Origin of the sequence: Bordetella genomosp. 4 (genome assembly GCF_002261185.1) — a bacterium.
GTDB lineage: Bacteria > Pseudomonadota > Gammaproteobacteria > Burkholderiales > Burkholderiaceae_B > Bordetella_A.
On record NZ_NEVQ01000012.1, the window covers coordinates 125,290 to 150,054 of the forward strand.

Annotated in this window: 23 protein-coding genes; 4 read left to right on the plus strand and 19 right to left on the minus strand. The window is 59.1% G+C overall.

Going from position 1 to position 24,765, the window contains the following annotated elements:
* Window position 1 precedes the first annotated feature (1 nt).
* The 6 genes from CAL20_RS08465 to CAL20_RS08490 all read right to left on the minus strand — a co-directional run bounded on the left by CAL20_RS08465 (window position 2) and on the right by CAL20_RS08490 (window position 6,813).
* Window positions 2-577 (minus strand): nuclear transport factor 2 family protein, encoded by a 576-nt coding sequence (locus CAL20_RS08465; RefSeq protein WP_094837636.1) that lies wholly within the window; start codon window positions 575-577, stop codon window positions 2-4.
* 56 nt (window positions 578-633) lie between these two features.
* On the minus strand, window positions 634-1,608 hold the full coding sequence (locus CAL20_RS08470) for a Bug family tripartite tricarboxylate transporter substrate binding protein (protein ID WP_254923944.1): 975 nt from the start codon (window positions 1,606-1,608) through the stop codon (window positions 634-636).
* 61 nt (window positions 1,609-1,669) lie between these two features.
* Window positions 1,670-2,548, minus strand: coding sequence for a patatin-like phospholipase family protein (locus CAL20_RS08475; RefSeq protein WP_094820377.1), 879 nt, complete (start codon window positions 2,546-2,548; stop codon window positions 1,670-1,672).
* On the minus strand, window positions 2,548-3,768 hold the full coding sequence (locus tag CAL20_RS08480) for a CaiB/BaiF CoA transferase family protein (protein WP_094820378.1): 1,221 nt from the start codon (window positions 3,766-3,768) through the stop codon (window positions 2,548-2,550). Before CAL20_RS08480 ends, CAL20_RS08475 begins: the two co-directional genes overlap by 1 nt.
* 3 nt (window positions 3,769-3,771) lie before the next feature.
* Window positions 3,772-5,745, minus strand: a complete 1,974-nt coding sequence (locus tag CAL20_RS08485) for a flavin-containing monooxygenase (protein ID WP_094837637.1) — start codon at window positions 5,743-5,745, stop codon at window positions 3,772-3,774.
* Between the two features lie 108 nt (window positions 5,746-5,853).
* On the minus strand, window positions 5,854-6,813 hold the full coding sequence (locus CAL20_RS08490; protein WP_094820380.1) for a Bug family tripartite tricarboxylate transporter substrate binding protein: 960 nt from the start codon (window positions 6,811-6,813) through the stop codon (window positions 5,854-5,856).
* Window positions 6,814-7,000: 187 nt separating this feature from the next.
* Here CAL20_RS08490 and CAL20_RS08495 point away from each other — a divergent pair, with 187 nt between their 5' ends.
* Window positions 7,001-7,774: an IclR family transcriptional regulator gene (locus CAL20_RS08495; protein WP_094820381.1), complete on the plus strand. Its 774-nt coding sequence runs from the start codon at window positions 7,001-7,003 to the stop codon at window positions 7,772-7,774.
* Between the two features lie 110 nt (window positions 7,775-7,884).
* Complete coding sequence (locus CAL20_RS08500) at window positions 7,885-8,349, plus strand: hypothetical protein (protein ID WP_094820382.1); 465 nt, start codon at window positions 7,885-7,887, stop codon at window positions 8,347-8,349.
* A gap of 42 nt (window positions 8,350-8,391) precedes the next feature.
* Here the strand turns inward: CAL20_RS08500 and CAL20_RS25765 are convergent, their stop codons facing one another.
* Window positions 8,392-8,769: a hypothetical protein gene (locus CAL20_RS25765; protein ID WP_254923945.1), complete on the minus strand. Its 378-nt coding sequence runs from the start codon at window positions 8,767-8,769 to the stop codon at window positions 8,392-8,394.
* A gap of 341 nt (window positions 8,770-9,110) precedes the next feature.
* Here CAL20_RS25765 and CAL20_RS08510 point away from each other — a divergent pair, with 341 nt between their 5' ends.
* On the plus strand, window positions 9,111-11,564 hold the full coding sequence (locus CAL20_RS08510) for a penicillin acylase family protein (protein WP_094820383.1): 2,454 nt from the start codon (window positions 9,111-9,113) through the stop codon (window positions 11,562-11,564).
* An 85-nt stretch (window positions 11,565-11,649) separates the two neighbouring features.
* Here the strand turns inward: CAL20_RS08510 and CAL20_RS08515 are convergent, their stop codons facing one another.
* From CAL20_RS08515 to CAL20_RS08535, 5 genes are all read right to left on the minus strand, one after another.
* Complete coding sequence (locus CAL20_RS08515; RefSeq protein ID WP_094820384.1) at window positions 11,650-11,871, minus strand: DUF2945 domain-containing protein; 222 nt, start codon at window positions 11,869-11,871, stop codon at window positions 11,650-11,652.
* 66 nt (window positions 11,872-11,937) lie between these two features.
* Complete coding sequence (locus CAL20_RS08520) at window positions 11,938-12,870, minus strand: ornithine cyclodeaminase family protein (RefSeq protein WP_094820385.1); 933 nt, start codon at window positions 12,868-12,870, stop codon at window positions 11,938-11,940.
* A gap of 25 nt (window positions 12,871-12,895) precedes the next feature.
* The gene (locus CAL20_RS08525) at window positions 12,896-14,164 is read right to left on the minus strand and encodes a TIGR03862 family flavoprotein (RefSeq protein ID WP_094820386.1); all 1,269 of its coding nucleotides are present in this window, start codon (window positions 14,162-14,164) and stop codon (window positions 12,896-12,898) included.
* A 114-nt stretch (window positions 14,165-14,278) separates the two neighbouring features.
* Window positions 14,279-15,118, minus strand: a complete 840-nt coding sequence (locus CAL20_RS08530) for a tripartite tricarboxylate transporter substrate binding protein (RefSeq protein ID WP_256981389.1) — start codon at window positions 15,116-15,118, stop codon at window positions 14,279-14,281.
* 246 nt (window positions 15,119-15,364) lie between these two features.
* The gene (locus CAL20_RS08535; protein WP_094837638.1) at window positions 15,365-16,534 is read right to left on the minus strand and encodes a M20 family metallopeptidase; all 1,170 of its coding nucleotides are present in this window, start codon (window positions 16,532-16,534) and stop codon (window positions 15,365-15,367) included.
* A gap of 133 nt (window positions 16,535-16,667) precedes the next feature.
* Between CAL20_RS08535 and CAL20_RS08540 the strand changes: the two genes are divergently transcribed.
* Entirely contained in the window at window positions 16,668-17,438 is a 771-nt protein-coding gene (locus tag CAL20_RS08540; RefSeq protein WP_094820388.1) for an IclR family transcriptional regulator, read from the plus strand.
* Between the two features lie 29 nt (window positions 17,439-17,467).
* Here the strand turns inward: CAL20_RS08540 and CAL20_RS08545 are convergent, their stop codons facing one another.
* The 7 genes from CAL20_RS08545 to ompA all read right to left on the minus strand — a co-directional run bounded on the left by CAL20_RS08545 (window position 17,468) and on the right by ompA (window position 24,623).
* On the minus strand, window positions 17,468-17,938 hold the full coding sequence (locus CAL20_RS08545; protein WP_094820389.1) for a YaiI/YqxD family protein: 471 nt from the start codon (window positions 17,936-17,938) through the stop codon (window positions 17,468-17,470).
* Window positions 17,939-17,945: 7 nt separating this feature from the next.
* Window positions 17,946-18,209 carry a hypothetical protein gene (locus CAL20_RS08550; protein WP_094820390.1) on the minus strand — a complete coding sequence of 88 codons (264 nt, stop codon included), beginning with the start codon at window positions 18,207-18,209 and terminating at the stop codon, window positions 17,946-17,948.
* Window positions 18,210-18,242: 33 nt separating this feature from the next.
* Window positions 18,243-20,870, minus strand: a complete 2,628-nt coding sequence (locus tag CAL20_RS08555) for a hypothetical protein (protein ID WP_094837639.1) — start codon at window positions 20,868-20,870, stop codon at window positions 18,243-18,245.
* A 146-nt stretch (window positions 20,871-21,016) separates the two neighbouring features.
* Entirely contained in the window at window positions 21,017-22,198 is a 1,182-nt protein-coding gene (locus CAL20_RS08560; protein ID WP_094820392.1) for an MFS transporter, read from the minus strand.
* Between the two features lie 352 nt (window positions 22,199-22,550).
* Window positions 22,551-23,225 (minus strand): HAD-IA family hydrolase, encoded by a 675-nt coding sequence (locus CAL20_RS08565; protein WP_094820393.1) that lies wholly within the window; start codon window positions 23,223-23,225, stop codon window positions 22,551-22,553.
* Window positions 23,222-23,947 carry a bifunctional 2-polyprenyl-6-hydroxyphenol methylase/3-demethylubiquinol 3-O-methyltransferase UbiG gene (ubiG, locus tag CAL20_RS08570; protein ID WP_094820394.1) on the minus strand — a complete coding sequence of 242 codons (726 nt, stop codon included), beginning with the start codon at window positions 23,945-23,947 and terminating at the stop codon, window positions 23,222-23,224. The genes CAL20_RS08565 and ubiG overlap by 4 nt, the downstream gene beginning before the upstream one ends.
* Window positions 23,948-24,038: 91 nt before the next feature.
* Entirely contained in the window at window positions 24,039-24,623 is a 585-nt protein-coding gene (gene ompA, locus CAL20_RS08575) for an outer membrane protein OmpA (protein WP_094820395.1), read from the minus strand.
* Window positions 24,624-24,765 lie beyond the last annotated feature (142 nt).

Consider the following 24,765-nt stretch of genomic DNA (forward strand, 5'->3'; position numbering starts at 1 on the left):
CTCAACCTAATCGCAGTTCACGTCTGGCCACCTGCATAGCGTCCTCGCCATCGCGCCGTCCCAGTATCCAGCCTTCATGTGGCTGCAGGGCCTGTGTTTTGACGTCGACCAGCTGTTTCCAATCCTGGATCAGGGTGCGATGCGCGATTTTCCACTGCCCGTCTCGCCGTTCCATCCGATCCAGATAGCGTGACGACGTGAACATATCCACCGCGGCATCGGGATCGCCGCTGGCGCCGCCGGTCAACTGAGACAACTGAGATTTGGCGCCCTGCGGATACTGCTGAATTGTCCGAACATAGGATTCGACCAGTGCAACGTCCTCGGTCGCAAACTCGATGAGCAGGTTGCCGATGAAATGGCTGGAAAAGGGGATGGGCTTGTGCCGCACTATGATCCAGTCGACCAGGCCTTCGATGGGACCGATATAGGGGCCGTGGCTGTCTATCGCCCCTGGATAGAAGAGGTCCAGGATACCCTGGCGGTCCAGGCGGTCTACCGCTCGGCACCAGCGATAGACGACATCCTGGATCATGAAGCGGTCAGCAATGCGTTCGGGGCTGTATTGTTCGATCACTGTCGGATTCCTTATGGTGGAAAGAGCAACGCTGTGTGTTGCCACGGGGAGGGGATTTACGACGATGTGAAATTGACCTGCGCGGACAACGCTCGGATTGTTTCGCTTTCTGTCGTTATCAGGGTTCGAATTTGCGACGGTGAGCCGCCGACGGGCGTGGCGCCATAGGACTGCAGTAGTTGGCGAACTGTGTCGTCCTTCAGCATGTCGTTCAACACTGCGTTCAGTTTCTGTATGACCTCGGTAGAGGTGCCCGATGGCGCTGCGACACAGAACCAAGGCGCCATGACGTAGTCCGGCAAACCTGCTTCGATCATGGTCGGCAGTTGCGGCAGCAGAGGAGAGCGGTCTCTTGATGTGACCGCCAATGCTTTCAGCTTGCCAGCCTTGATCAGCTCCAGCGAGGACGAAATATTGTCGATCGTGAAATCGATCGAGCCGCCCATGAGGTCTGCGAGCATGGGGGCGCTGCCCTTATACGGCACATGTTGTGCTTGAACACCTGCCCGCAGCTTGAATAATTCGGCGGATACGTGAGAGCTCGACGCCAGGCCAGGACTGCCATGATTCAATTGTCCCGGATTAGCCTTCATGTAGGCGATCAGTTCCTGGACCGAACCCACCGGCAGGCCGGGCCGTATCATCATCACATTCGGGGTCTCGGCAATATTGATGACGGGGTCGAAGGAATCGATCTTGAATGCCAGATTGTCGTAGACAAAATGATTGGTCACGATCGTCCCGACCGATCCCATCAACAGGGTGTAGCCGTCCGGTGCAGCACGTGCCACCGCGGCTGTACCGATTGTCCCGGTGGCGCCTGGCAAGTTTTCGACGATCACGGGCACGCCGAATGCTTTTTGCAGGTAATCGGCCGTGCGCCGGCCCAGGATATCGGTTGACCCGCCCGGGGGAAAGGGCACCACGATACGGATATTCCTGGTTGGCCACATATCTGCATACGACCATCCCGGAATCATCAATGTGCTTGCCATCGCACATGCAATGAAGCGTCTGCGCTCCATACTCATTGTCTGCTCCTTTAGTGTGATCTGCTTGTTGTCGTTGTGAGGCGCTGGGCACTGATACTGCTTATTCCCTCCAGACAGAGGCCAATGCATCGGCCAGGCGCATGCCTTGCGCCAGCCCAGCCTCGGCACTGGGTTGGCGGCCGGCAGGGTCGAGGACATTGTCTCCAATCGCCTTGCGTGAATAGTCGTCTGGCAGCACTGCTTCCACGTGTGTGCCGGCGCGTTGCAGCACCAGGACTTCTGCGCGCAAATGGCCACTGACGGGGTTGGTGTCGCTATAGCCTAGCGGGGCAAGTACCAGCACGTGCTCACAACCCAGTGCAAGGTCAGCATTGGTCATGGATCGGATGCCGCCGTCCATGAGTTGCCTGTCATCAAATGGCACGGTGGGCCATACACCAGGAACGGCGCAACTCGCCATCACCGCATCGGTCAGCGCCAAACCGGATTGCGCGTCCAGTACGACCAGTTCCGCCGTCGTTGCATCGACGGCTGTCAGACGCAGTGCGGAGGCGGGCCAGGTTGTGAGGCTCAGTCGCGCGCTGATAACAGCGCGGCGAGTGTCCAGCGATGGCGTCTCACTGCGTATGGCAAAGGCGCCGATCCGTTGACGAGCCTTTGTGAGGTCGCCCTGGACTTTATCCACCAGGACGCGATTTTTCTGGTCGGCAGCTTCTTGGGAATAGTGTCTGAACAACTCTCCGGACGCTTCGGCTGGCTGGTGCTGGCGCGCGAGTAATTCCTCGGCGAGCACGCCTTGGGCAAGCTCGGTGCCAACGACCGATCCGGCAGATGTTCCGATCAACAAGCAATCGGACGACACCATGATGCCTGCACGCGCCAAGCCCGCCATGACGCCGATTTCCCAGGCAATGCCGGTGACGCCGCCTCCGCCGAAAACGACGCACTTCTCGAAGCCCTTCTCCGTAGGGCGTTCCATCAGATCACCTTATCAGCGCGTAACTGATCCAGCTCGTCGCGCGACAGCCCCAACAGGCCCGCATACACTTCTTCATTGCTGTCGCCGAGTTCCGGCGCCGGCGTAATGGTTTTTTCGGGAGCGTTCGAGAATTTGGGCACGACACCTGTCATGCGGATAGGCCCGATCTTGGGGTCATGAACGGTAGTGATCGTGCCTCTGGCCTGATAGTGCGGATCGTTCACCATGTCCGCCACGCTATAAATGAACGAGTACGCGAGTTTGCCTTCGTCCAGAATGCGGCAGATCTCGTCGGTGGGCTTGCTCAGTATCCATTCAGCCACCCCGCGATTGAGCTCGTCCACATTTTCCCAGCGTGATTCGTGCGATACGAAGCGCGGATCCGTTGCCCAGTCCTGCCGTCCCATGACGGCGCACAGACGCTCAAACCCAGCATTAGCGGAGATCGTCAGGATGATGTAGCGGCCGTCACTCGTCAGGAAATGCTCGCCCGGCGCCGAGGCAAAATGGGTATTGCCGCGCCTCTGCCGCGCCGTGCCTAGGCGGTCGTAGGCGGGAATCAGCACATCGGTGAATCTGGCGATGGACTCGTACATGGCCAGGTCGATTTCCTGTCCGCCGCCGTTATGCATGTCGCGATGGTAAATCGCCATCAGCAACGCAAAAGCGCCTAGTATCGCGGTCTGGTAGTCCGCAATCGATGTACCGATCTTGACGGGCGGGCGATCGGGAAAGCCGGTGATGCCCATGACGCCGCCGAACGCCAGTGCGATACGGTCGTAACCCGCGCGTGCATGGTAGGGCCCGGTCTGGCCAAAGCCCGAGATGCGCAAGAGGATGAGGTTCGCGTTGTGCGCTTTCATGACCTCGTACGACAAACCCCATTTTTCCAGAGTGCCGGGGCGAAAGTTTTCGACAACGGCATCGGCGTGCGCGACCAGCTTCAATAGCAGCTCGCGCCCTTGCTGCGTACGCAGATCGAGCGTGACCGATTTCTTATTGCGGTTCTCGACGCTCCAGTAAAGGCACACATCATCCACATAGGGACCGATGTCTCGAACCGTGTCGCCGCGTTCGGGGACCTCCACCTTGATCACCTCGGCCCCGAAGTCGCCAAATAGCGTGCATGCAACCGGGCCCGCGACCATCGTTCCTAAATCCAGAATCCGCAGCCCGCTCAACAGGTGGCCGGTCTTGCTCTCTGTGTTGATCGTGTTCATGATTTACTCCACTGCCTGCGGCTCGTCCTGATTGTCGCAGGGGTGCTGCGCCTTCACGACGAAATCATCGAGCCGGGTATCGCGCAACATGTGCCAGTAGTCGTCATTGCGAAACGGTGTCGGGGCGACTACCTTGCCCTTGGCGTTGCAATACCAGTTGGACATGCCTTTATGCGTCCAGATCATCTTGCGGTGCGCATCCTGGACACGGCGGTTGAACGCATCGTGCACGTCCTGCCGGACTTCGATTTCGAAACGCGCGTCGCCAGCCTGGTCCATGGCTTGACGCAGCAAACCCAGCACGTAGCGCGCTTGAATTTCCAGCGACGCGACGACGCTGCCCCCGTGGCCCAGCGCGGTATTCGGTCCAGCCAGCACAAACAGGTTGGGGAATCCTGGTGTCGTCACGCCCAGGTAGGCCTCGGCCCCTTCGTTATCCCAACGTTCGCGTATGGATTCGCCTGCTCGTCCGTAAACCTCCACCGACGAGAGAAAGTTCACGGCATCAAAGCCTGTCGCGACAATCAGGACATCCAATTCGTGTTGCTTTCCATCCTCGGTCCACACAGTGTTGCCGTCGACCCGGGCGATGTGGCTGTTTTCGAGCGTGACGTTGTCGCGCGTCATCGTTCGGTACCAGCCGTTATCCATCAGCATGCGTTTGCCGAATGGCGGGTAGTCCGGCAATACGTCGTCAAGCAACTCCTGTCTGTCGCCCAACTCGGCCTTGATGTAGTTGGTGAAATACTCGCGATGTTTGTCATTGCGGCGATTGATCGCACGCTCGGGATGCGGCCAGGACGCATCGACCTGCAGCGATGCATGTATGCGGTCATTGAATACCCAGGCCAGTCGCTGCCGATACCATTCTTGATAAAAGGGGACTTCGCGCAACAGGAACCGCACACTATGCGGTACGTCCTTCTTGAATCGCTCAAAGGGCGCTGCCCATTGTTTGGAGCGTTGGAATACCGTCATGTGCTTTACCTGGCCAGCGGTGGCCGGCACGATCTGCATCGAGCTGGCGCCGTTGCCGATGATGCCCACACGCTTGCCGGTGACGTCCATGTCCGCCGGCCATCGGGCGGTATGAAAACAAGGCCCGGCGAACGTGTCCAGCCCTTTGATGGACGGGTACTTCGGCACGTTCAGAATGCCGACGGCGCTGATCACCACATCGGCGACCAATGTCTCTGTCTGGCCGTTCGGGCCTGTCACTGTCACCGACCAGGTGCACGTCGACTCGTCATAGGCCAGGCGCTCGCATTGCGTGTTCACGCGAATGTGTTGACGCAGTTTGAAGTCGTCCACTACCTTCAGAAAATACCCTTGGATTTCGTCGCGCAGCGCGAAATATTTCGTCCAGTCCCGCTTGGCAAAGGAGAATGAATAAATATGATTCGGCGTATCGACGCCAGCGCCGGGATAATGGTTTTCATACCACGTGCCGCCGATATCCGGGTTCTTTTCGATGACCGTATAGTCGATCCCCGCGCCTTGCAGCCGGATGGCGGCGCAGATGCCGGCGACGCCCGCACCGATGACCACGACCTTGAAGCCCTCTCTAGGGCGGAATCGCTCGCGCTGATCCAGCCGAAACTCCGGATCCAATCCCAACCAGGAAGCAATCATCGGCCCGTATGAATCGGGGACCTCCTCGCCGATGCTGGTCGAGAGCATCCGGACCAGATCTTGTGGCGTCGGATCGGGCAGGGCAGGGGCCTGCCCCGCTTTCCAGTCCAGGATGGCCTGGTACGCCGTGTTTCTGATCTCGTCTTGAATGGTGTCGGGCAACCCACCGGAGTCGTTGTCATCGAGCCCGGCGATACGGCTGCACTGATAGGGTTCGGCAAGCCATTTCCGGTCTCCGGTCAAATGCACCAGGACCATCAACAAAGTAGGTAAATTGGCCGATTGGAGCGCCTGGCGAAGATCTGATGACCAGTCTTGATTCTGGTTGGATTGCGTGATAGACATGCGATTTTCCTGCAAAGAGAAACAGCTCTCCCCGCCGTGCCGCAGTAGCGGCACGGTAATAGGGTCAAGCGAAAGGAATGCCGCTCCGACGGACCGGCTTGAAAAAAGTTAGTTGGCTGCCATGCCTGAATTACGAACGACCTCGCCCCATTTGTCGTAATCCACGTTGATCGTTCTCTGCAGGCCCTCGGGCGTGCTGCCCTCGGGCTGAAAACCCAGCGACATCAGTTTGTCTTTGAACTCGGGCCGCTCGACGATTTGATTGATTTGTTTATTCAGTTTGGCGACCACGTCTGATGGCGTGCCTTTGGGCGCCAGCAATGCAATCCATCCCACGGCATCGTAATCGGTCACGCCGGCCTCCTGCATCGTGGGCACCTCTGGCAGCACCGGCGAACGTTCGCTATCCAGGACCGCCAACGGCCGCAATTTGCCGTCCTTGATGTTGCTCAGTTGCGCGCCGATACTGTCGATCATGATCGGCACCCGCCCGGCAATCACATCGATGGACGCAGCCGCACCGCCTTTGTACGACGCCGAGGTAATCTGCACATCGGCGCTGTGATTCAACAATTGCAGGGCCAGTTCGAACGCTTGGGCTCCCGAGGCGAACGTCATGTCCCCAGGCTTGGCCTTGGCCTGGGCGATCAGGTCCTTGACGGAGTTTTGCGTCAAGCCTGGCCCGGCCAGCAGCACCATGGGGACCTTGGCGATCATGCTGACCGGCGCAAAATCTGTCTTGGGCGCGTATAACTGATTTTTCTGCAGATGCGGTCCGGTCACCAGCGTGCCGCTCACGCCGAGACCCAATACATAGCCGTCAGCGGGGCTTCGGGTCACGGTGCTCAGGCTCAGCATCCCGCCGACGCCAGGCTTGTTCTCTACGACGAACGCCTGCTTGTTCATTTCCTCCAGGTCCTTCGCCACAAGCCGGGCCACGATGTCCGAGGCTCCGCCAGGGGGATATCCCACGATGATGCGAACTTGTTTGTCGGGATAGGCCTCCGCCATGGCTGGCGTTGCGGCCACGCTCAAACTGGCCAGTGCCATCAGCAGCATGTGCTTCATTCGTTACTCCTCCTTTGTGGATGTAGTGATTGTTATGACGGGCAGAGTATTTGCGTGGCGCTGACCAGGGTCAAAGCTGATATGCCAAATAGATCACAATATGAACATTTGAGCGAAAATCGTCGCCGATATGGGTCGGCTTATTCATAATATGCACATCTACGAGACGTTCCAGCATTGGTGTTCCATGTCCGTACCGACTAAAGTCTCCGGCGGCCAGTCCGTCTTTCGTGCGCTGAGTTTGCTAAAGCTCGTGAGCCTGCATCACGAGAGCGGTATAGCGCTGCGCACTTTGGTGGAGACGACCGGCCTGGACCGCACCACGACCTATAGACTGGTCAGTATTCTGGCTGAGGCAGGCTTGGTAGAGCGTGATGATAAAAAACGCTACCGTCTAGGTCTGGAGGCGATGCAGCTCGGTTTGAAATCAATGAGCCGCGTGCCGATCCTGGAGCGGTGCCGGCCTTTGATGATCCGGCTTGCGCGTCGAACCGAAGACACCGTTTATGTCGTGGTTCGTAATGGCGACTATGCCCACTGCATCCACTACGAAGAAGGAACGTTTCCGATTAAGGCGCTGGTTCTGCAGATAGATGGTTTGCGCTTGCTTGGCGTCGGTTCAGCGGGCACGGCCTTGCTCTCGACATTGAGCGACGCCGAAATCAGGGAATTTCACCGGCGTCAGCAAAAAGAGCTGCCGCCATCGCGTTCCAAATTGGCCACGGTGCTCAATGAAATGCGAACCATCCGCAAGCTCGGCTACGCGTCGACCGAGAATCTGGTCGCCGACGGCGTGGGGGGCGTAGGCGTGGCGTTCGAGGTTACGCCGGGTTCTTATGCTGCCATCAGTGTCGGGGCGATACGTAGCAGGATGACGCCGGAACGCACGCGCCGAATCGCTAAAATCATGATTGAAGAGCTGAGTGCGACGGGCTGGAAATCCAAGTCCTCGCCAGGATGATTGGATACGGCAGCGTCTGATTCTCGGGCGGTGACGAGCGCCGGCTCGGTCTCGGATTTGCGGCGAGCCGGACAATCTACGGATGCCGTATTTTTCTCACAGGAGCGGACGTGCCCATTGTTCTAGCATTCATCGTGCTCGCGGCCATTATCTATGGCGCGGTTGCCTTGTACATGAGCGTTGCTGCGAAGTTCGGTTGGCTGGCGGGTGTGGGCGCCGATGTGTTGGCTGTCGCGTTGGTCGTTGCCGTGATTGCTGGTTTTGTGCATCGGTACCGCACGATTCACGGCAAAACCGTCAATGGCAAACGTGTGCTGTCATTAACAGAATCCTGGGGTGGAATTCGCATCGACGCCAACGAAAAACGGGGCTCGTTGGTAGTGGATGGCAACACCGCTCAATTCATTTTCACGGATATCTGCAACGTCCGGGCGCTGACACGCGAAGGGCGCTGGATGCTTGCACTACATCTAGCGCACAACGCTCAAGGCGACTGGGAACTCCCCATGCCAGATCGCAAACAAGCGCACCGTTGGGCCAAGATTCTGACTCTGGCAGGTGAGCAGAATCTCTGACGAAAAAGCGGCACCCTCAGGTGCCGCTTTTTGCATGCGAGCTTATCGGGTGCCGCACATATCAGAAGTTCTCACTTCGTTGATGGCGGTCTCTTGGCGATTGGGGACATAGTTGTGGTCTAGCTGCAGGCCGGTTTTGCTGCCCGGGACGCACGAGTCGCCGCCTGCGCCGGTGGGCATGGCATAGCGGTCGCCGGCATATCCCTGGCCACGTTGCGCCGGATTGGTTTGGCCGGCCGGCGGGATTTGGCCGGGAGGCACGGGGGTATTAGGCGGCACCGCCGTTCCATCATTCGGCGTCGTGGACGGCGAACTGCTGTACGGCACACCCGTATTGGGCGTGCTTTGGGCATATGCGCCGCCAGCCATGGCGCCTATGACGGTTATCGCTGCAACCCGGGCAAGTAATTCACGCTTCATGTGAGTTCTCCAAACGGTGTGTGGGCTCGGTGCACCGCAACTATCGTGCCCGCGGTGGCCACCGTAATTGGAATTCTGACGCCGTCTGCATACGTGGCGAGTCTCGAAGGGCAACGAACCGTCGGCAAATCTTTCCGTGCAGATACGTAAACAGACGCTTCGAAAGTGTGATGGCAGAACTCGCGTCTCTCTCCAAAAGTCCTTTTTTTATGCAGAATTGTTACGTTGATTGAAAGTATTCACGAAATACAACAATATTTCTCTGCCATCTGTTTACATTATTGACAATGCGCCGGGACAGGTGCGACGGCGCGAGCAAGCCAACAGGGAGGAGGAAAGATATGCGTACGTTCAATCGCAAGGTCGCTGCATGGCTGACATGTGGCGCCGTGGCATTGCTGGCCGGCTGCGCGGGGCCGGGCGGGGACAAGCATGCCACCATCGATATGCCGGGTTTGACGCAGCCTGTAGAAATCCTGCGCGACCAGCACGGCGTGTCGCATATTTACGCCCAGAATCAACACGATCTGTTCTTTGCCCAGGGCTTTAATGCGGCGCGCGACCGGTTGTGGCAACTGGATCTGTGGCGCCGTCAGGGCGAGGGCAAAATGGCCGAGCAGTTTGGCCCGCGTTTCGTCGAGCAAGACCGGGCAGCGCGCTTGTTTTTATACCGCGGTGACCTGCAGGCCGAGTTCGCCAGCTATCACCCCGAAGGTCAAGCGATCCTGACGGCCTTTGCCGATGGCATCAACGCCTATGTCGATTGGGTGAAAGCCAATCCCGAACAGATGCCACCCGAATTCAAACTGACTGGTACCGAGCCCGGCTACTGGAGCCCGCAAACATCGTTGATCCGTATTTATGGCTTGACTCGCAACGCTACGAGCGAAGTCAAGCTGGCGCAGCAGATCGCCGCACTGGGCGTGAATACCGTGCAGGACCTGGGCGTGTATGAACCGCCCATTGCCTTGCAGGTACCGGCGGGATTGAATGTGAATCAGATCAATGAAAACATTCTCGCTGACTACAACCTGGCTCGTAAGGGACAGAAATTCGAGGCGGGCGATTTCCCTCGCAGCCCCCTCGCTGCAGCCGAGCGCGAAGAGCTCGCGCGCAGCCTGTCGGCGAATATGCTGGCCTCGCTGGACCCGGCGTTCGATCCGATGGCTCCGCGCTATGAGAGCAACAACTGGACCATATCCGGCCAGCGCACCGCCACAGGCCGGCCGATTCTGGCGGGCGATCCGCATCGCGCGATCGCGATGCCCTCGCTGCGTTACATGGTGCACCTGAACGCGCCAGGATGGAATGTCATTGGTGCGGGCGAGCCTGCCTTGCCGGGCGTATCGATGGGGCATAACGACCGTATTGCATTCGGCCTGACTATCTTTGCGTTTGCCGACGAAGAAGACCTCTACGTCTATGATACGAATCCGGCGAATCCCGATCAGTATCGTTATCGCGGCGGCTGGGAAAACATGCGGTCCGTGGACGAATCGATTCCAGTACGAGGCCAGGCCGCTGCGACGCGGCAGCTGAAATTCACCCGCCATGGGCCCGTCATTCACGAAGACCGCGTGGCTCATAAAGCCTATGCGCTGCGCGCGGCGTATCTGGAGTTTCCGGGCACCGCGGCATACCTCGCCAGTCTGCGCCTGAATCAAGCCCAGAACTGGCAGGAGTTCGTCGCCGGTATGGAGCGGCACTACACGCCTAGCGAAAACATGGTGTACGCCGACGTGGATGGCAACATCGGCTGGTTCGGCGGCAGCATTGCGCCGATCCGTCCACGCAAGGACTGGTCCGGCATGCTGCCGGTACCGGGCAATGGCGATTACGAATGGAACGGTTTCCTGCCGACGCGTTCGCTGCCTAAAGCATTCAATCCGCCAGAAGGCTACATCGCCACGGCCAACGAATACAACCTGCCTTATGACTATCCGTACAAGGACATGTCCGGGCGCGCGTGGGCAGAGCCATTCCGCGTCAAGCGGATCCGAGAGGTCCTGGCCGACGCAAGGGGTTTGGATCTAGAGGCTTCGCAGCATCTGCAGTTCGACAACCTGTCGTTGCCGGCACGGACTTTGACGGGTTACGCAAAATCGCTGAACTCTACCGATCCTGTGATGGGCGAGGCGCTGCGCTTGTTGAAGGACTGGGACTATCGCACCGAAGTCGATTCCAAGGCCGCCACCGTGTATGAGTTCTGGCTGCCAGAGGTCGTCAAGCGGGTATCCGAGCTCTACGTGCCGCCTCAGGGCAGCAAAGTGTTCGGTAACCTGGCGACGATCAAAGTGCTGGATAAACTCGCCACACCCGATGGGGCCTTCGGTCCGCGGCCCGAACAAGGCCGTGCAGCGTTGCTGCTGGCCGCACTGGGCGATGGCATGCGCAAGCTGACCGCGGCGCTGGGTACTGACTCCAGGCAATGGGAATGGGGCCGTCTGCACCATATCCAGTTCGAGCACAGCCTGGCCGGCCTGTTGCCAGCCGCGAATGCCTACGGCACGCCGCGCTATCCGGTCAGCGGCGACAACGATACGGTACATCGCGCGACATTCCGCAAGTCGGATTTCCGGCAAATCAGCGGCGCGTCGTATCGGCAGGTGATCGATGTAGGCAACTGGGATAACTCGCGCATTCAGAATACGCCGGGACAGTCTGCCGATCCGCGCAGTCCTTATTACCGCAATCTGCTGGAGGGCTGGGCGACAGGGAAATATATTCCCATGGCGTTTAGCCGTCAGAAAGTCGAGAGTGAGTTGGGCGATACCTTGGTATTGCGGCCTCGATAGCGTGTAGTCAAAGGGCAGGCGGAATGCCTGCCTGACACTGGTGCGGTATTGACGATGGCGCGGTTCGATGGAGCCGCGCCATGTCTTATGTGTTGCTCTTCACGTGCCTGAGCACATCGCCTCGATGTGCAGCGATATGGTCTGTCTTGTCGCTTTTTATCTCGTACTGCGGATGGTCCGGCGAGGCGCGGTGAGTATGTCCCTTGTAGTCGAAGTCCTCAGTATGGATCGCAATGATCGTGCCTGAGACTCGGCCTGCCTCTGAATTCCAGGATACGTGGTCGCCGATCTTGAATGTCTTGGACATGGTTCGGGCTCCTTGTGTGCCGATGAGTATTTCAGTCTACCGCTCATCAGCATGCCTGTCCGGCGATCAAGCAGCCTGATAAACCAGAATGGCCGCAGCCAGATCTTCGGACGCTGTTCCCACCGCTTTATAGACCGTAATTTCATCCGCAGATCTGCGCCCTTGATGAACGCCATTGCACAAGTCTTCGAGCGTGGCCTGCACGCTGGCGGCGTCGAACCGGCCGTTCATGATAGGGGAAAGCAGATCCCCGGATTTTTCCAGCGCCTCGGTCGTATCGATGAACACGGATGTGTCCGCGAACGTCTCGTCGTCCGATTCCCGCATGGCGGGTTGAAAGCTGCCGATCAGGTCGAGGTGCGTTCCGGGCTGCAGCCATGCCCGCTGAATCAACGGTGCGCGCGATAGCGTTGCACACGACACGATGTCGGCCTGCTCGACCGCGCTGCGCAGATCAGTGACGCTATGCGCATCGAAGCCTTCGGCACAAAGCTGTTGTGCGAGGCTGTCGGCTTTTTCGGGATTGATGTTCCACACCGAGACTTTCTGGATAGGGCGTATTGCTGCATAGGCTGGTGCGAGTGCGCGCGCGACGTTACCGGCGCCTACGATGAGCATGTCTGTCGCGTCCTGGCGCGCGAGATAGGATGCCGCCAATGCCGAGGCTGCCGCGGTGCGTCGCACGGTGATCTGGTCGCCGTCGATGATGGCCAGCGGCTGGCCGTTGGTGGCGTCAAACAGCGTATAGGTGGAAAACAAGCCAGATTTGCCTTGTTTGGCGTTCTCCGGAAAGATCGTCACGTGCTTGATGCCCAGGTATTTTCCGTCCTGCCACGCAGGCATGATCAACAGCGTGTCGGTCGTCTGCTCGCGCTCGTTGATGGTGTGGATATGCCGGCGAGGGACCACGCAAGTCTCGATGAACATCTGACGGATGGCTGGGATCAGCGCATTGAATGCCAAGCGTTCTGCAGTAGTGTTGCTGTCGAAAATTCTCATCGATCGCATCTCCGGTCGTCGAATCTCAGGGCACAAGACGTGCGCGTACGCCCTCGGCTGCAACTACACCGCTGGCCATGCTCGCCGTCAATAGGTAACCGCCCGTTGGGGCCTCCCAGTCGAGCATCTCTCCCGCACAGAAGACGCCCGGCGCGTTGTGGAGCATCAATGCGCTGTCGGTAGCCTCCAGCCGCACACCGCCGGCGTTGCTGATGGCCTCATCGATCGGACGAGTACGCAGTAGGCGCAGGGGCAACGCCTTGATCCGGCGGGCGAGCAATGCCATATCTTGCCAATCCTGCGCATCGGTGCATTCGCGCAGCAATGCTGTCTTGACGCCCTTCAGTCCCAGCCGGCTCTGCAGATGACTGGCCATGGAGCGCGCGCCGCGAGGGTGCGACACTTGCGCGAGGACTTTGTCGGCAGAGAGGTCGGGCAGTAAGTCAACCCAGGCGAATGTCGAACCCTGTGCATCAATCGCATCTCGCAATCCGGCTGACAGCGCATAGACCAGGCTGCCTTCGATACCCGATTCGGTCAGCATGAATTCGCCGCGCCGCCATGTGCCGGGCTCGCCATTGCGGTCCAGCGCCATGGCGACCGATTTGAGAGGCGTTCCTGCGTAGCGTTCGCGCAGATGTGCGCTCCAATCCGCCTCAAACCCGCAATTGGCCGGACGCAGCGGCGCAACGTCTATGTGATGCTCCAGCAGACCTGCAACCCAACTGCCGTCCGAGCCCAAACGAGCCCAACTGGCGCCGCCCAAGGCCAGGATCGCAGCGTCCGCCTGCACACTCAGTGTCCCATGCGGCGTTTCAAAGCGCAGTGTCTGCGGGGACGCTGTTTCACCTGCTGCCCAACCCATCCAACGGTGCCGCATGTGAAAGCGTACGCCTGCGGCTCGCAGCCGCGACAGCCAGGCCCGTAATAGGGGAGCAGCTTTCATTTCCAGAGGAAATACGCGGCCGGATGTGCCGACGAATGTCTCGATACCTAGCCCGTGCGCCCATTCGCGCAACGCTTGTGCGTCCAGGTGTTGCAGCCAGCTGGCCACAGTTGAGCTGCGGTTGCCAAAGCGCTGATTGAAGCGCTCCGATGGCTCGCTATGCGTCAGGTTCAATCCACCGCGGCCAGCCAGCAGGAACTTCCGTCCGACCGAGGGCATGCTGTCGTAAACGTCGGCCAGTATGCCGTGGCGCGCGAGCGTCTCAGCCGCCATCAAGCCAGCGGGACCGCCGCCGATGATGGCGACGCGGACGGAGGTAGCGCTGGCGGGTAAAGTCGTATCAGGCATGGGCAGGGCTGTCGGAGGGAACGACGTGATTGTCGCATGGTGCGCGTGGTGTATAGGGAGGTGCCCTCCCTATAGCACGTCCAACTGCGTCCTGCTTTGCCGGGAATAAACCGACTAGTCCGCCTGCACGTAACCCGTAACCCGGATCATTTCTTTGTACTTCGCGATCTCATCGGTATACGCGGCCTGAGCCTGACCCAGTGTCATCGGCTTGGATACGTTGCGGCCGTCGGCTTCCAATTTGGCGATGACGGCCGGGTCCTGCAATGCGTGACCAATGGCCCGATTCAGCGTTTCCTTGATCGCTGCGGGGGTGCCCTTTTTGACGAAATAGCCTGCATAGCTGGCATATTCGAACTGCGAGAGCTTGGGGATCTCGGTGATGCTGGGCACTTTTTCCAACACCGCAGGTTTGTTTTTCGACAGCACTGCCAGCGCCTTGAAGCGGCCAGTGTTCACCATTTCCAGCATGGACGCTTGAAACGGCATGATGGTGAAATCGATCTGTTTGCCCACCAGGTCCTGCACCACGGGTGCAGTGCCTTTGTAGGGGATATGCGTAAACGGCACGTTGGTCAGTTTGCCCAGATACTCAGTGACCAAGTGGTAGAGCGATCCTACTCCGACTGTCCCGTAGGTCAGAGAGTTCGCTGCCTCTCGGGATCCTGCGAGTTTCAGGAATTCTTCCGTCGTGTTGACAGGCAGATCGGCGCGCACCAGCAACACCAGGTGAGTGATAGTGATCGGTTGCAGGTTTTCGAACGCATCCGGCTGGTATCGCACCAGCCGGTTGGTGAGCGGCGGAATGATCAGTTCATTCTGCGTACCCTGGAAAAAATAGTTGCCGTCGGCATTGGCGTTCAGCACTTTGGACGCGGCGATAGTGCCAGTGGCGCCGCCCAGGTTCTCGACCACAATCTGAGTCTTCAGGGCCTCGCCAATGGGCCCCGACAATATGCGGGCGCTGACGTCGCTAGGGCCGCCAGCGGGTAGGGAACCATCATGGTGACCGGGCCCGCGGGATAGGCGGCTGCGTGGGCGGATTGCGTGGCAGGCACAGCCAGTACCGGCGTCAAGGCGAGGGCCAGGCCGGCTTTCAGAAAGGACCGCCGTGGGGTTGCTGCATGTGCTTTCATGGTTGGACTTTGCTGTCAAAAGGGAGGACAAGAAGCGAGGTATGACGATCAGCCGCGCTGCCCGTCACCATTGCTGTTCAGAAAGCCGTGTCAGCGTATTCAACACTGCAAGCCCGCGAGGAACGATCGTGTCGATCTCGCAATACTCGTCCAGCGTGTGGAACTTTCCGCCCACAGGGCCGGTGCCGCATAAGGTGATGACCCCCATGCTGGAGGTCACGCCGGAGTCGGCACAACCGCCGCTGAATTCTCCCTCGGCTTGATGCCCCATGGCATTCAATTCCGATTGGTACAACTCAAATAATTGCCTGGATTGCGCGGTGGGTACGAACGGACGGAATTCGCCTTTGATATCCAGCTTGGATAGCGTGCCGGTGATAAAGGATTTGTTGCAGATGCAGCGTATGCTGCTGACGAGCGATTCACGCTGCTCCAGATTGAAAATGCGCAGATCAATGGATGCCTTGGCCGACGGAGCCGAAGTATTGACCGACAGGCCGCCAGATACCAGCCCCACATTGACTGTGACGCCTTGGTCTATGTCGGTGAGTTCGTCCAGCGCCACGATTTTGTGGGCCAGCTCTGAGATAGCGCTGATGCCTTCGGAAAAATTGGCGCCGGAATGCGCGGCGCGGCCCTCGATATCCATTTCAAAGAACACGCCGCCTTTGCGGCCGGTGACTACGTTACCTGAGGGGCGGCCAGGCTCGGCATTGAATGCGAAACGAGCTTTTTCGGCAAAGGGGATGATGACGTCTTTACTCAACGGCGAGCCGATTTCTTCGTCGCAGGTGAAGAGGGCGGTTATTTCGGGCAGCGATTCCGGGCTCTGCGCGGCGGCGGCTACGATGAACGCGTTCATCACGACACCGGGTTTCATGTCGGCGACGCCGGGGCCGTAGGCTCGGCCGTCCTGAATGCGAAATGGGCGTCGAGCGGCCTCGCCAGCGGGAAACACAGTGTCGCAATGCCCCATCAGCAAAACCGGCTGTCCTTCCTCGCTGCCGGCGTTCACCGTGACAGAAATTGCGGCCTCCACATCGCCGACGAAATGTGACGTCACCGCGATGCCGTGCTCGGAGAAAAATGACTGCAGACGGCGGAATACTCGTGCCACGCCAGGCTTGTCGTAGCTGTTGGAGTCGATATTGACGAGGTCTGCCAGCAAAGCCAGCATGTTGTCGTGTTGGCCTGCTAGCCATTGCGCTGCGGGGATTCCGGCGGGGGTGTTCATGTGTTCGCTCTGGTTGGATGCACGGATAAAAGGAAAAGGGCGGTTCCGGGGAGTTGCGTCAATCTTGGTATTGCTATTTAATACTTAATATTATTATGCGCTACCCGACCGCACCGGTCTATTCTGGAAAACGATGACAAGCAACGCCCTATACGTAGGCTCAGTCGGCAAGGCATTTGCCGTACTGAACTGTTTTAAAAGCGCCAGCGGTGATCTGAGCCTGACGGAAATCATCGAGCGGACCGGTCTGGACAAGAGCGCCGCGCAGCGTTACGCCTATACGCTGAACGCCGAAGGGTATCTGGAACAGAATCCGCAGACGCGCCGATATCGCCTGGGAAAGCGCGTGCTCGATTTGAGTTTTCATTTTCTGCGCACGCATGAGTTGGTCGAGGCATGGAATCCCATCATGCTGAGCCTGTCGCAGGCCACCGGTGAAAAGATCAGTCTGTCTTTGTACGACGGCCGCGAGCTGGTGCACGTGATGCGGCACCAGACCAAAACAGAGCATTACCATGCGTCGTTGATCGGCCGTCGTGTGCCACTGTTCTGCACTGCCGGTGGACGCGCGGTGTTGTCGCGGCTCGGTGAGGCGCAGCTCACATCGGTGCTTGCCGACGCGGAGTTGACGGCGTATACCCAACATACCTTGACGACGCAGAAGGCCATCAAGGCTGCGTTAAAGCCTGTACGGGAAAAGGGCTATGCCATGGTCGTCGATGAGTTCATCATCGGCGAGATCGCGCTGGCGGCGGCGGTGATTGACGCCAGCGGCGCACCGATTGGGGCACTGCATCTGGCGGGCGAGTCACGCGAATGGGCTGCAGCGCAGTACGAGGCCAAATTTGCGCCGCACCTGCTGAACGCGATTGCGCAGTTTCAACGGCGCAATCAGTTTGGATGAAGGAGTAGGGCTGGCGTGTGTGCCGGCCCTTAATTCGACGGTTTTGCCCTCAACCTGGCATGCCGAGCCAATAGCGTATCCAGCTGGTTCGCAAAGGATTTGCGATCAGCCTGACTGAATGATGCCGGGCCACCTGTCTCGATGCCGCTGGCCCGCAACTCCTCCATCATGTCACGCATCGCCAGGCGCTCTCGAATCGTCTCCGGCGAATAGCGTTCGCCACGCGGATTCAGCGCCATGGCGCCTTTTTCGAGCACCTCGGCGGCCAGCGGGATGTCTCCTGTGATGACGAGGTCGCCCGCCTCGGCATGCATGACGATATGCGCGTCGGCCACGTCGAAACCACGTGGCACCTGCACCGCCCGTATCAGAGGAGATGGGGGCGTGTACAGCATTTGATTGGCCACCAGCGTGAGCGGAATCTGCCAGCGCTGGGCAGCGCGAAACAAGATGTCCTTGATGACGGCGGGGCAAGCGTCGGCGTCGACCCAGATATGCATAAATAATTCAGGCGTCGAGCGCTTTTTGCAGGAGTTCGGCCACGATGTCGTTCGTGGATACGCCTCGTTCCTGTGCCAGCGCGCGCACGTGATCGGCTTGCACCTGGGTGAGTTTCAGCGGAAAAGGCACCAGACCTGCGGCCTGGTCCAGTTTGCGCTGTTCGCGCCGATCGAGCAATTGATCGGAACCATAGCGGCCGGGGGTACCCGATTGCTTCAGTTGCCCAGCGAGTTTCAGGGCTTTGTTCTTTTCGAGATCGTATTTGTTCATGTTTGTTCCTGATTGGGTTGGTTTTTTGAGAGCTTACCGCGCCAAGTCATACTGCCACTGCAAAGGCTCGTCATTTTCATACCAATCCCCTTTGCTCCAATATAGCTTGCTGCCGGCCGGCGATAGACCCATTACGCCCAGATAGCCCGGAATGGCCAACTGATGCCAGGTGCGGCCGCCATCTCGGGTATAGAAATGCGCATCGGTGTCGATCTCGGCTCGGTCTTTCGATACTGGGATGATCAAGCGAGGCACGACCGTGTCGCCCCATTCGCTCACGACCTGATAGTCCCCGTTGTTCCAGAAATACCGCGCTGAGGTGCGATCCTCGGCGAGCCATTGCGGCAGCAGCGACGGCGTTTTCTGGCGTTCGATCCATTCGCCGGTTTGCGTGTCGAGCTTGGCCAGCCATTCTCCATCCTTGTCCTGCAGAATGGCATAGGTGCGGCCATCGAGCGAAGTCGACAAATGTTGCACGCGCAATTCCGGGTGGCGCGTGACCTTGGTGATCTGCCATTCGCCGGAGGAAGTCGTGCGCGAAAGCTCTGCGCGCGTCATCAACATCGTGCGGTGTTGGGCTTCGCCGACGGAATACCACATGAACTCTGATGCCCACGCATAGGCACGGGTGTCGCTGACCTGAACGACAAAGCGCTCTTGATCCATGTCCCGGCGCGAGGAAAAATCGGCGGTGGGTTGCCCGATCATTTCCCGCAGATAGGAGACCGGTGCAATCAAGGGCTCGGGACTATAGACGACAGCCGAGGTTTGTCCTTGGTCGGATGAGTAGAACAAGGCCGTCGGTCTGGTCTCATTGCCGTTGGCGTCGCGACGCGTGGACGCAGGTTCGGGACGTCCCCATATCCCGGTCGGCTCGTCGTCGCTCGGAGGCTCTTTGCCCCAGGCCCAGACCTCCTGGTCCGAAGAAAACGTGGGCTTGATATTCCAGGCGAGCCCATCGACCTCGGTCATGAAACCCGATTCCAGCAAAGTCCAGGTGGCGCCATGATCGGTGGAGCGGAAGACGGCAGTCTGTTCGTTTGCAGGCAACGAGGGGGATGAGGGCCTGGGCCGGTCTATGCCGGTGAACAGGAACAGTGTGTCGGATTTGGGCGATACCACCAAGCAGGTGACGTCAGGCACCGTCGCGACCATTTTGAATGTGCCGTCATCCTGCAGTAACGACAGCGTGGTCAAGACGGAGCGAGAGTTAAACAGACTGAAACGGCGTTGCGAGGCCGCTTCGTCTTCGCTCATGACGAGTTTGCTCAGATCCTGGACACCGTCAGGGATGTAAGACGGGGCGGCGCCGGAGGAATCTTCGTTTCGTCCAACCAGCCATGTCCCATGCCGGGTTTCGACGACGCCCGTGCACCATTGCTCCATGGAGCGCCAGCGCGCGTCGCCGAGTTTGCCGGTGACGGCCATGCCTGGCGTACCCCCGGCAGCGCCCATATTAGCGCTTGCGAGGGTCCAGCCTACGTAAAGGGGAATGCTGGCGCATAGCATCAGGACGGCCAACACACCTGTCCAGCGCCGTGGCGATTGACGTAGTCTGCCGCTTGCTATGCACAGCAATGCCATCGCTACGAGGTTGAGGGCAATGGCCAGCGCCAGGCCGCTTTCCGGATTGCGGCTGAGCTGGCGCGGTAATGATTCGACGAATCCCGGGTTAAGCCACATCCAGGCCCACACCAGCGCCAATATCAGAAAACTGGTCAACAGGTACGCGATGACACCGGACAGCAGCGGCTTGATGACGAGTCCGAAAGTGTTCGGCCGGGCGATTGTCAGACGGCGCACATAAATCGTCGCTGCCAACAGGCATATCAGGCTGGCAAAAACAATCTGGCTCAGCGATAGCGGCAGGCTCAGTGCGTCGAGCACATCCAGGGGAGGCTGTATATCCGACAGTTGAGCGGCCCATGGCCACAGTCCGAGGTACGTGAGCAAGACCAGGACAAAATGCAGCCCCAGGCACCCGAGCAAAAAGGAGGTAAAGGCGATGCTTTTTTGCAGTGGTGCCACCACGCTGGCGGAATGATTACTGTCCGCGAAAGCTGTGTCGTGTGTTGTGTCGACGGGCTTTTTGGCAAACAGGAAGTGTAGCCAGACGGGCACCCAGGCCCACAGGGGCATCGTGGTGTAGAGGAGGCTGGTGATGGTCCTATTCGCTTGCAATAGGATGGGGGGCATCAGCTCGAACCAGTCACCGCCTTTGGCTTCCAGAGTTTGCAGTTCTTCGACCCAGAGGTGTTGAAAGTGTCCGAGTATTTGCAAGCGAACAAAATAGGACCAGGCCAGTGTGGCCAGGACCAGAATGATCCATCGACCTTTGTTGCTCGGACGCTCGGCCGCCCATGGGCGTCGGCGGATGAACCAGGCGCTGAACAGAAACACCAGCAGGCATTCGATGATCAAGACCGGCACTAACGCGAGTGCGTACTGAAAGCCAAGAGGCAGGGTCAGCACCTGTAGCGGCAACACCGGATAGAGATGACGCAGCCAAACGCTCTGTGTCTGCACCAACGACTGGACAGTCGCCTCGGGCAGCAGATAAAAGACAAAGAACAGCAGTTCCGGCAGACCGCGTATCAGCAGATAAATCAGCGTGATTTTCAGCGCATAGCGTTTGAACCGGGGGGAGTTGTCTCCAGACATATTCGGCTTGTTAGGTGTTGTCGACGACGCATTATTACCTACAAGCGCTTGGTGAGTCGGATGGGCCTTTTATCGAACCGCTGAAAGAATGCCGGCGGGAGTCTTCCGTGTGAGGGCTTATCAGGGCGCCTCGCGCGGAGCAATGTTCAAGCATTTGCGCAGGACGTCTGAACGGCTTGCCGTGCGCGTTGCCTGCTCGAGATGGCCAGGGCTGCTCCCAGCCCCATGGCGGCCAGCACAATGACCGCGGCCGTCACACCCAGCCAGACTAGTCCATAGTGGTCGATAACGTATCCGCCCACGATGGCGCCGATGCCAATGCCGGTATTGGCGCCAGAGATATTCAGCGAGGCGGCAAAGGCGGGCGCATCGGGTGCGGATTTCATGACGCGCACATGGCATACCGTAAAGAGCGCTGCCTGGGCGATGCCCCAGATGCCTAAAGCGGGCGCAAGCAATCCTGGTGAGCGCATGACCGGACCGAGGGCGACCAGACCGGCCGTCATCAACCCGGAAAATAACAGCGTGGCGCCGAGCGCACTGCGATCGGCCAGTCTGCCGCCGACCAGGTTGCCAATCAGTCCGATGCCGCCAAAAGCCATCATGGTCCAACCCACCCATTGGCCGTTGAAGCCGGCCAGCCGCTCCAGCATGTCGGCCAGATAGGTGTAGGCGGTAAACATGCCGGTGAAAATCAGCAGCGACAGCAAGACATGCCCGATGACGTACGGGTCGCGCAAAATGCCTAATTGCGTGCGTAGCTTGACTTGTTGACTCTGCTGCGGCGGGCGAGGAAAGAAGGCCCACAGCATCAAGGCCTTGGCGAACGCCACGACGGCTAGCACGCCAAACGCGGTGCGCCAGCCAAAGCCGTCGGAAATCAGTACACCAATGGGAATGCCAAACACGGTGGCAGCGACGATGCCGAATCCCACCATGGAAATGGCCCGGCCCGCACGAGCAGGGCCGGCCAGCTCGATCGCTGTCGCGCTGGCCAGCGACCAGAACACCGGCAAAGCCAAGGCAGGCACGAAACGCGCCAAGGCCATGATGCCGATGTTGGGGGCTAACGCGGCGACGGTATTGGATAGGCCGAACAGCACCAATGTCCCGATAAAGAGCCGCTTGCGATTCATGTTGCTCAACAGCGCGGTCAGAAACGGACCGGCGGCGGCAATCGTAAAGGCGAACAGCGTGACGAGCAGTCCGGCCTGGGACACCGTGACATTCAGGTCGCGCGCGAGCGGAGGGAGCAATCCGACGATCAGAAACTCTGTCGTCAGAATGGTGAACCCCGCGGTCGAAAGCAACAAAATAGGTAGCAGCATGATGTGATGTGTCGCGATGGTGAGGCGCGACAGATTAAGTTCTCGGCAGGCTTGGGATCGTGATGGCGTTTTCGTCGACCCAGGCATTACGTCGCGCCGTTTGCCCCGCCGAGAAAAGCCAGCGGGGCGCGGTCGGATGTCTGTCTAAGGCGAAGTCAGGAAACAGAACGACCGCCGTCTACGGTAAACGTAGGCGACGGAGCCATCGGTAGTGCAGGGATAACCCGTACTTTAATAGGACTTGATGAAAGGATAAAGACGAAAGATTCGGCATGACTGTTTATTTGAAACGAACAATCACGCCGACACCGACATTGCTGCTACGTTGACTCTGTCAGGGTAGCAGCCGATGTCAGCGCGCGTCGCGGGGCAGCAGGGGCTCGATGACTTTCCAGAGATCGGCAGGGGTGTTGGCGGTGGCCTCGGCCGACCAACTGATGACATTTTCGTCCTGCCCCAAATAGCCGTAGGCTGCGGCGACGGCGGGCATGCCCGCCGCATGAGCCGCTTGGACGTCACGCAGATCATCGCCCACATAGACGCAGCGGTCAATCGCGTACCCGGCCTCTCGCGCGGCATGTTGCAATGGCAAGGGGTGAGGCTTGGAATGCGCGGTGGTGTCGCCGCATACCAGGACAGCACTGTCCCGGGTCAGACCGAGAAACTCTACGATGGGCAGCGTCAGGTGGGTGACTTTGTTGGTGACAATGCCCCAGGCGTGCCCGCGCTCCCGAATGCCATGGAGTAATTCGGCGATACCTGGGAACAGCCGGCTGTGTACCGTAGAGTTGGATGCGTAATCTTCCAGAAACTGCAGCCGCGTGGATTCGTATTCAGGATGGTCGGGCAGCATGCTCAACGCGACGCGCAGCAATCCGCGTGCTCCTTGCGAGGCGACGGGACGCAAGGTGTCGTAGGGCAGGGCCTCCAGGCCGCGGCGGGTGCGCTGACGATTGGCGGCTGCGGCCAGGTCGGGGGCCGTATCGGCCAGCGTGCCGTCGAAATCAAACAGAATCAGTGCGCTCATTTGCGGGTGGCCATCAGGTAATTCACAGAGGTATCGCCCGATAGGCGGTATACCTTGGTAATGGGGTTGTATTCCATGCCGCGCATGCTGGTGGGCTCCAGGCCGGCTTGGCGAGCCGAAGCAGCCAGTTCGCTGGGTTTGATGAATTGGTCGTGGCTATGGGTGCCGCGCGGCAGCAGGTTCAGTACGTATTCCGCCCCGAGGATGGCAAACAGGAAGGATTTTGCGTTGCGATTCAGCGTGGAGAAAAACACCCACCCGCCGGGCTTGACCAGGGCAGCGCAGGCACGAACGACGGAGCCGGGGTCCGGCACGTGTTCCAGCATTTCCATGCAGGTGACGACGTCATAGTGACCAGGTTGCTCGGCGGCCAAGTCCTCGACCGGGACGGCGCGATATTCGACTTTGATGCCAGATTCCAGGCCATGCAGGCGAGCGATCTTGAGCGAGCGCTCGGCGAGATCGATGCCCGTGACGGTGGCGCCCGTGGCAGCCATACTCTCGGACAGAATACCGCCGCCACATCCCACGTCCAGCACCGTTTTTCCGGCCAGGCTGCCTGCGCACTCCTGGATCCAATCCAATCGCAGCGGATTGATGGCATGCAGGGGCTTGAATTCGCTTTCCGGATCCCACCAGCGGGCAGCCAAGGCGGCGAATTTGTCCAATTCGGTTTGGTCAGCGTTGACGCCGGGGCGAGTGGAGGTAGCGGATTCAGTCATGGGCGGCAGGCAGTGCGGCGTGCAATGACACGCCAGAATGAAAAAAGGGCCTCGCAAGCGAGGCCCCTCATTGTAACGGCTAGCGCGTCAATTACTGATTGCGGCTACCGACAATTTCAACTTCTACGCGACGGTTCTGGGCACGGCCTTCGCGCGTCTTGTTCGAAGCGACGGGTTGCAGTTCGCCCTTGCCTTCGGTGTAGATGCGGTTCGGGTCGATGCCACGGCTAACCAAGTAAGCCTTGACCGAAGCAGCACGGCGCTCGGACAGACCTTGGTTGTACTTCTCGGTACCGATCGAGTCGGTGTGGCCGACGGCGATGATGGTCTCGAGGTTGATGCCTTGTGCTTGCTGGGCAACTTGATCCAGCAGCTGACGGCCTTCCGGCTTCAGGGTGGACTTGTCGAAGTCGAAGAACGTGTCAGCGTTGAACACGACCTTGGTGGCCGCAGGCACGGGTTTGGCGGGCGCTTGAGCGACCGGTACACCATCGCAGCCCGGGATGCCGGTGGCCGGCGTCCAGAATGCATCGCGCCAGCACAGTTCATTCGTGCCGTTCATCCACACGTCGCCGAACGGATTGCGCCAGTTGTCCACGGTTTGCGCGGAAGCAGCACCGGCAGCCGTAACGGCGGCGAAGGCGAGCGCCAGAGCGAATTTGGAGGGTTTGTTCATGTTTCTCCTCGTTGAGCTTGAAGCTGGATAAGTGACTCGCAGCGAATCCCCGCCGCATATCAGGAAACGGGGTCAGTATAGCAATGCTCGGAAAAGGTTCAAAGAATCGCTACTGAGTCTCCTGCGTGCTGGAAACAATCTT

Excerpts from the sequence above, each read along its gene's own strand:
- CAL20_RS08480 (WP_094820378.1), bottom strand. The coding sequence starts at position 3,768 with ATGAACACGATCAACACAGAGAGCAAGACCGGCCACCTGTTGAGCGGG.
- CAL20_RS08565 (WP_094820393.1), bottom strand. The coding sequence starts at position 23,225 with ATGAGCGCACTGATTCTGTTTGATTTCGACGGCACGCTGGCCGATACG.
- ompA (WP_094820395.1), bottom strand. The coding sequence starts at position 24,623 with ATGAACAAACCCTCCAAATTCGCTCTGGCGCTCGCCTTCGCCGCCGTT.
- CAL20_RS08535 (WP_094837638.1), bottom strand. The coding sequence starts at position 16,534 with ATGAACACCCCCGCCGGAATCCCCGCAGCGCAATGGCTAGCAGGCCAA.
- CAL20_RS08550 (WP_094820390.1), bottom strand. The coding sequence starts at position 18,209 with ATGAACAAATACGATCTCGAAAAGAACAAAGCCCTGAAACTCGCTGGG.
- CAL20_RS08515 (WP_094820384.1), bottom strand. The coding sequence starts at position 11,871 with ATGTCCAAGACATTCAAGATCGGCGACCACGTATCCTGGAATTCAGAG.
- CAL20_RS08520 (WP_094820385.1), bottom strand. The coding sequence starts at position 12,870 with ATGAGAATTTTCGACAGCAACACTACTGCAGAACGCTTGGCATTCAAT.
- CAL20_RS08495 (WP_094820381.1), top strand. The coding sequence starts at position 7,001 with ATGTCCGTACCGACTAAAGTCTCCGGCGGCCAGTCCGTCTTTCGTGCG.
- CAL20_RS08540 (WP_094820388.1), top strand. The coding sequence starts at position 16,668 with ATGACAAGCAACGCCCTATACGTAGGCTCAGTCGGCAAGGCATTTGCC.
- CAL20_RS08475 (WP_094820377.1), bottom strand. The coding sequence starts at position 2,548 with ATGGAACGCCCTACGGAGAAGGGCTTCGAGAAGTGCGTCGTTTTCGGC.
- CAL20_RS08485 (WP_094837637.1), bottom strand. The coding sequence starts at position 5,745 with ATGTCTATCACGCAATCCAACCAGAATCAAGACTGGTCATCAGATCTT.
- CAL20_RS08510 (WP_094820383.1), top strand. The coding sequence starts at position 9,111 with ATGCGTACGTTCAATCGCAAGGTCGCTGCATGGCTGACATGTGGCGCC.
- CAL20_RS08545 (WP_094820389.1), bottom strand. The coding sequence starts at position 17,938 with ATGCATATCTGGGTCGACGCCGACGCTTGCCCCGCCGTCATCAAGGAC.
- CAL20_RS08490 (WP_094820380.1), bottom strand. The coding sequence starts at position 6,813 with ATGAAGCACATGCTGCTGATGGCACTGGCCAGTTTGAGCGTGGCCGCA.
- ubiG (WP_094820394.1), bottom strand. The coding sequence starts at position 23,947 with ATGACTGAATCCGCTACCTCCACTCGCCCCGGCGTCAACGCTGACCAA.
- CAL20_RS08560 (WP_094820392.1), bottom strand. The coding sequence starts at position 22,198 with ATGCTGCTACCTATTTTGTTGCTTTCGACCGCGGGGTTCACCATTCTG.
- CAL20_RS08470 (WP_254923944.1), bottom strand. The coding sequence starts at position 1,608 with ATGAGTATGGAGCGCAGACGCTTCATTGCATGTGCGATGGCAAGCACA.
- CAL20_RS25765 (WP_254923945.1), bottom strand. The coding sequence starts at position 8,769 with ATGAAGCGTGAATTACTTGCCCGGGTTGCAGCGATAACCGTCATAGGC.
- CAL20_RS08555 (WP_094837639.1), bottom strand. The coding sequence starts at position 20,870 with ATGTCTGGAGACAACTCCCCCCGGTTCAAACGCTATGCGCTGAAAATC.
- CAL20_RS08525 (WP_094820386.1), bottom strand. The coding sequence starts at position 14,164 with ATGCCTGATACGACTTTACCCGCCAGCGCTACCTCCGTCCGCGTCGCC.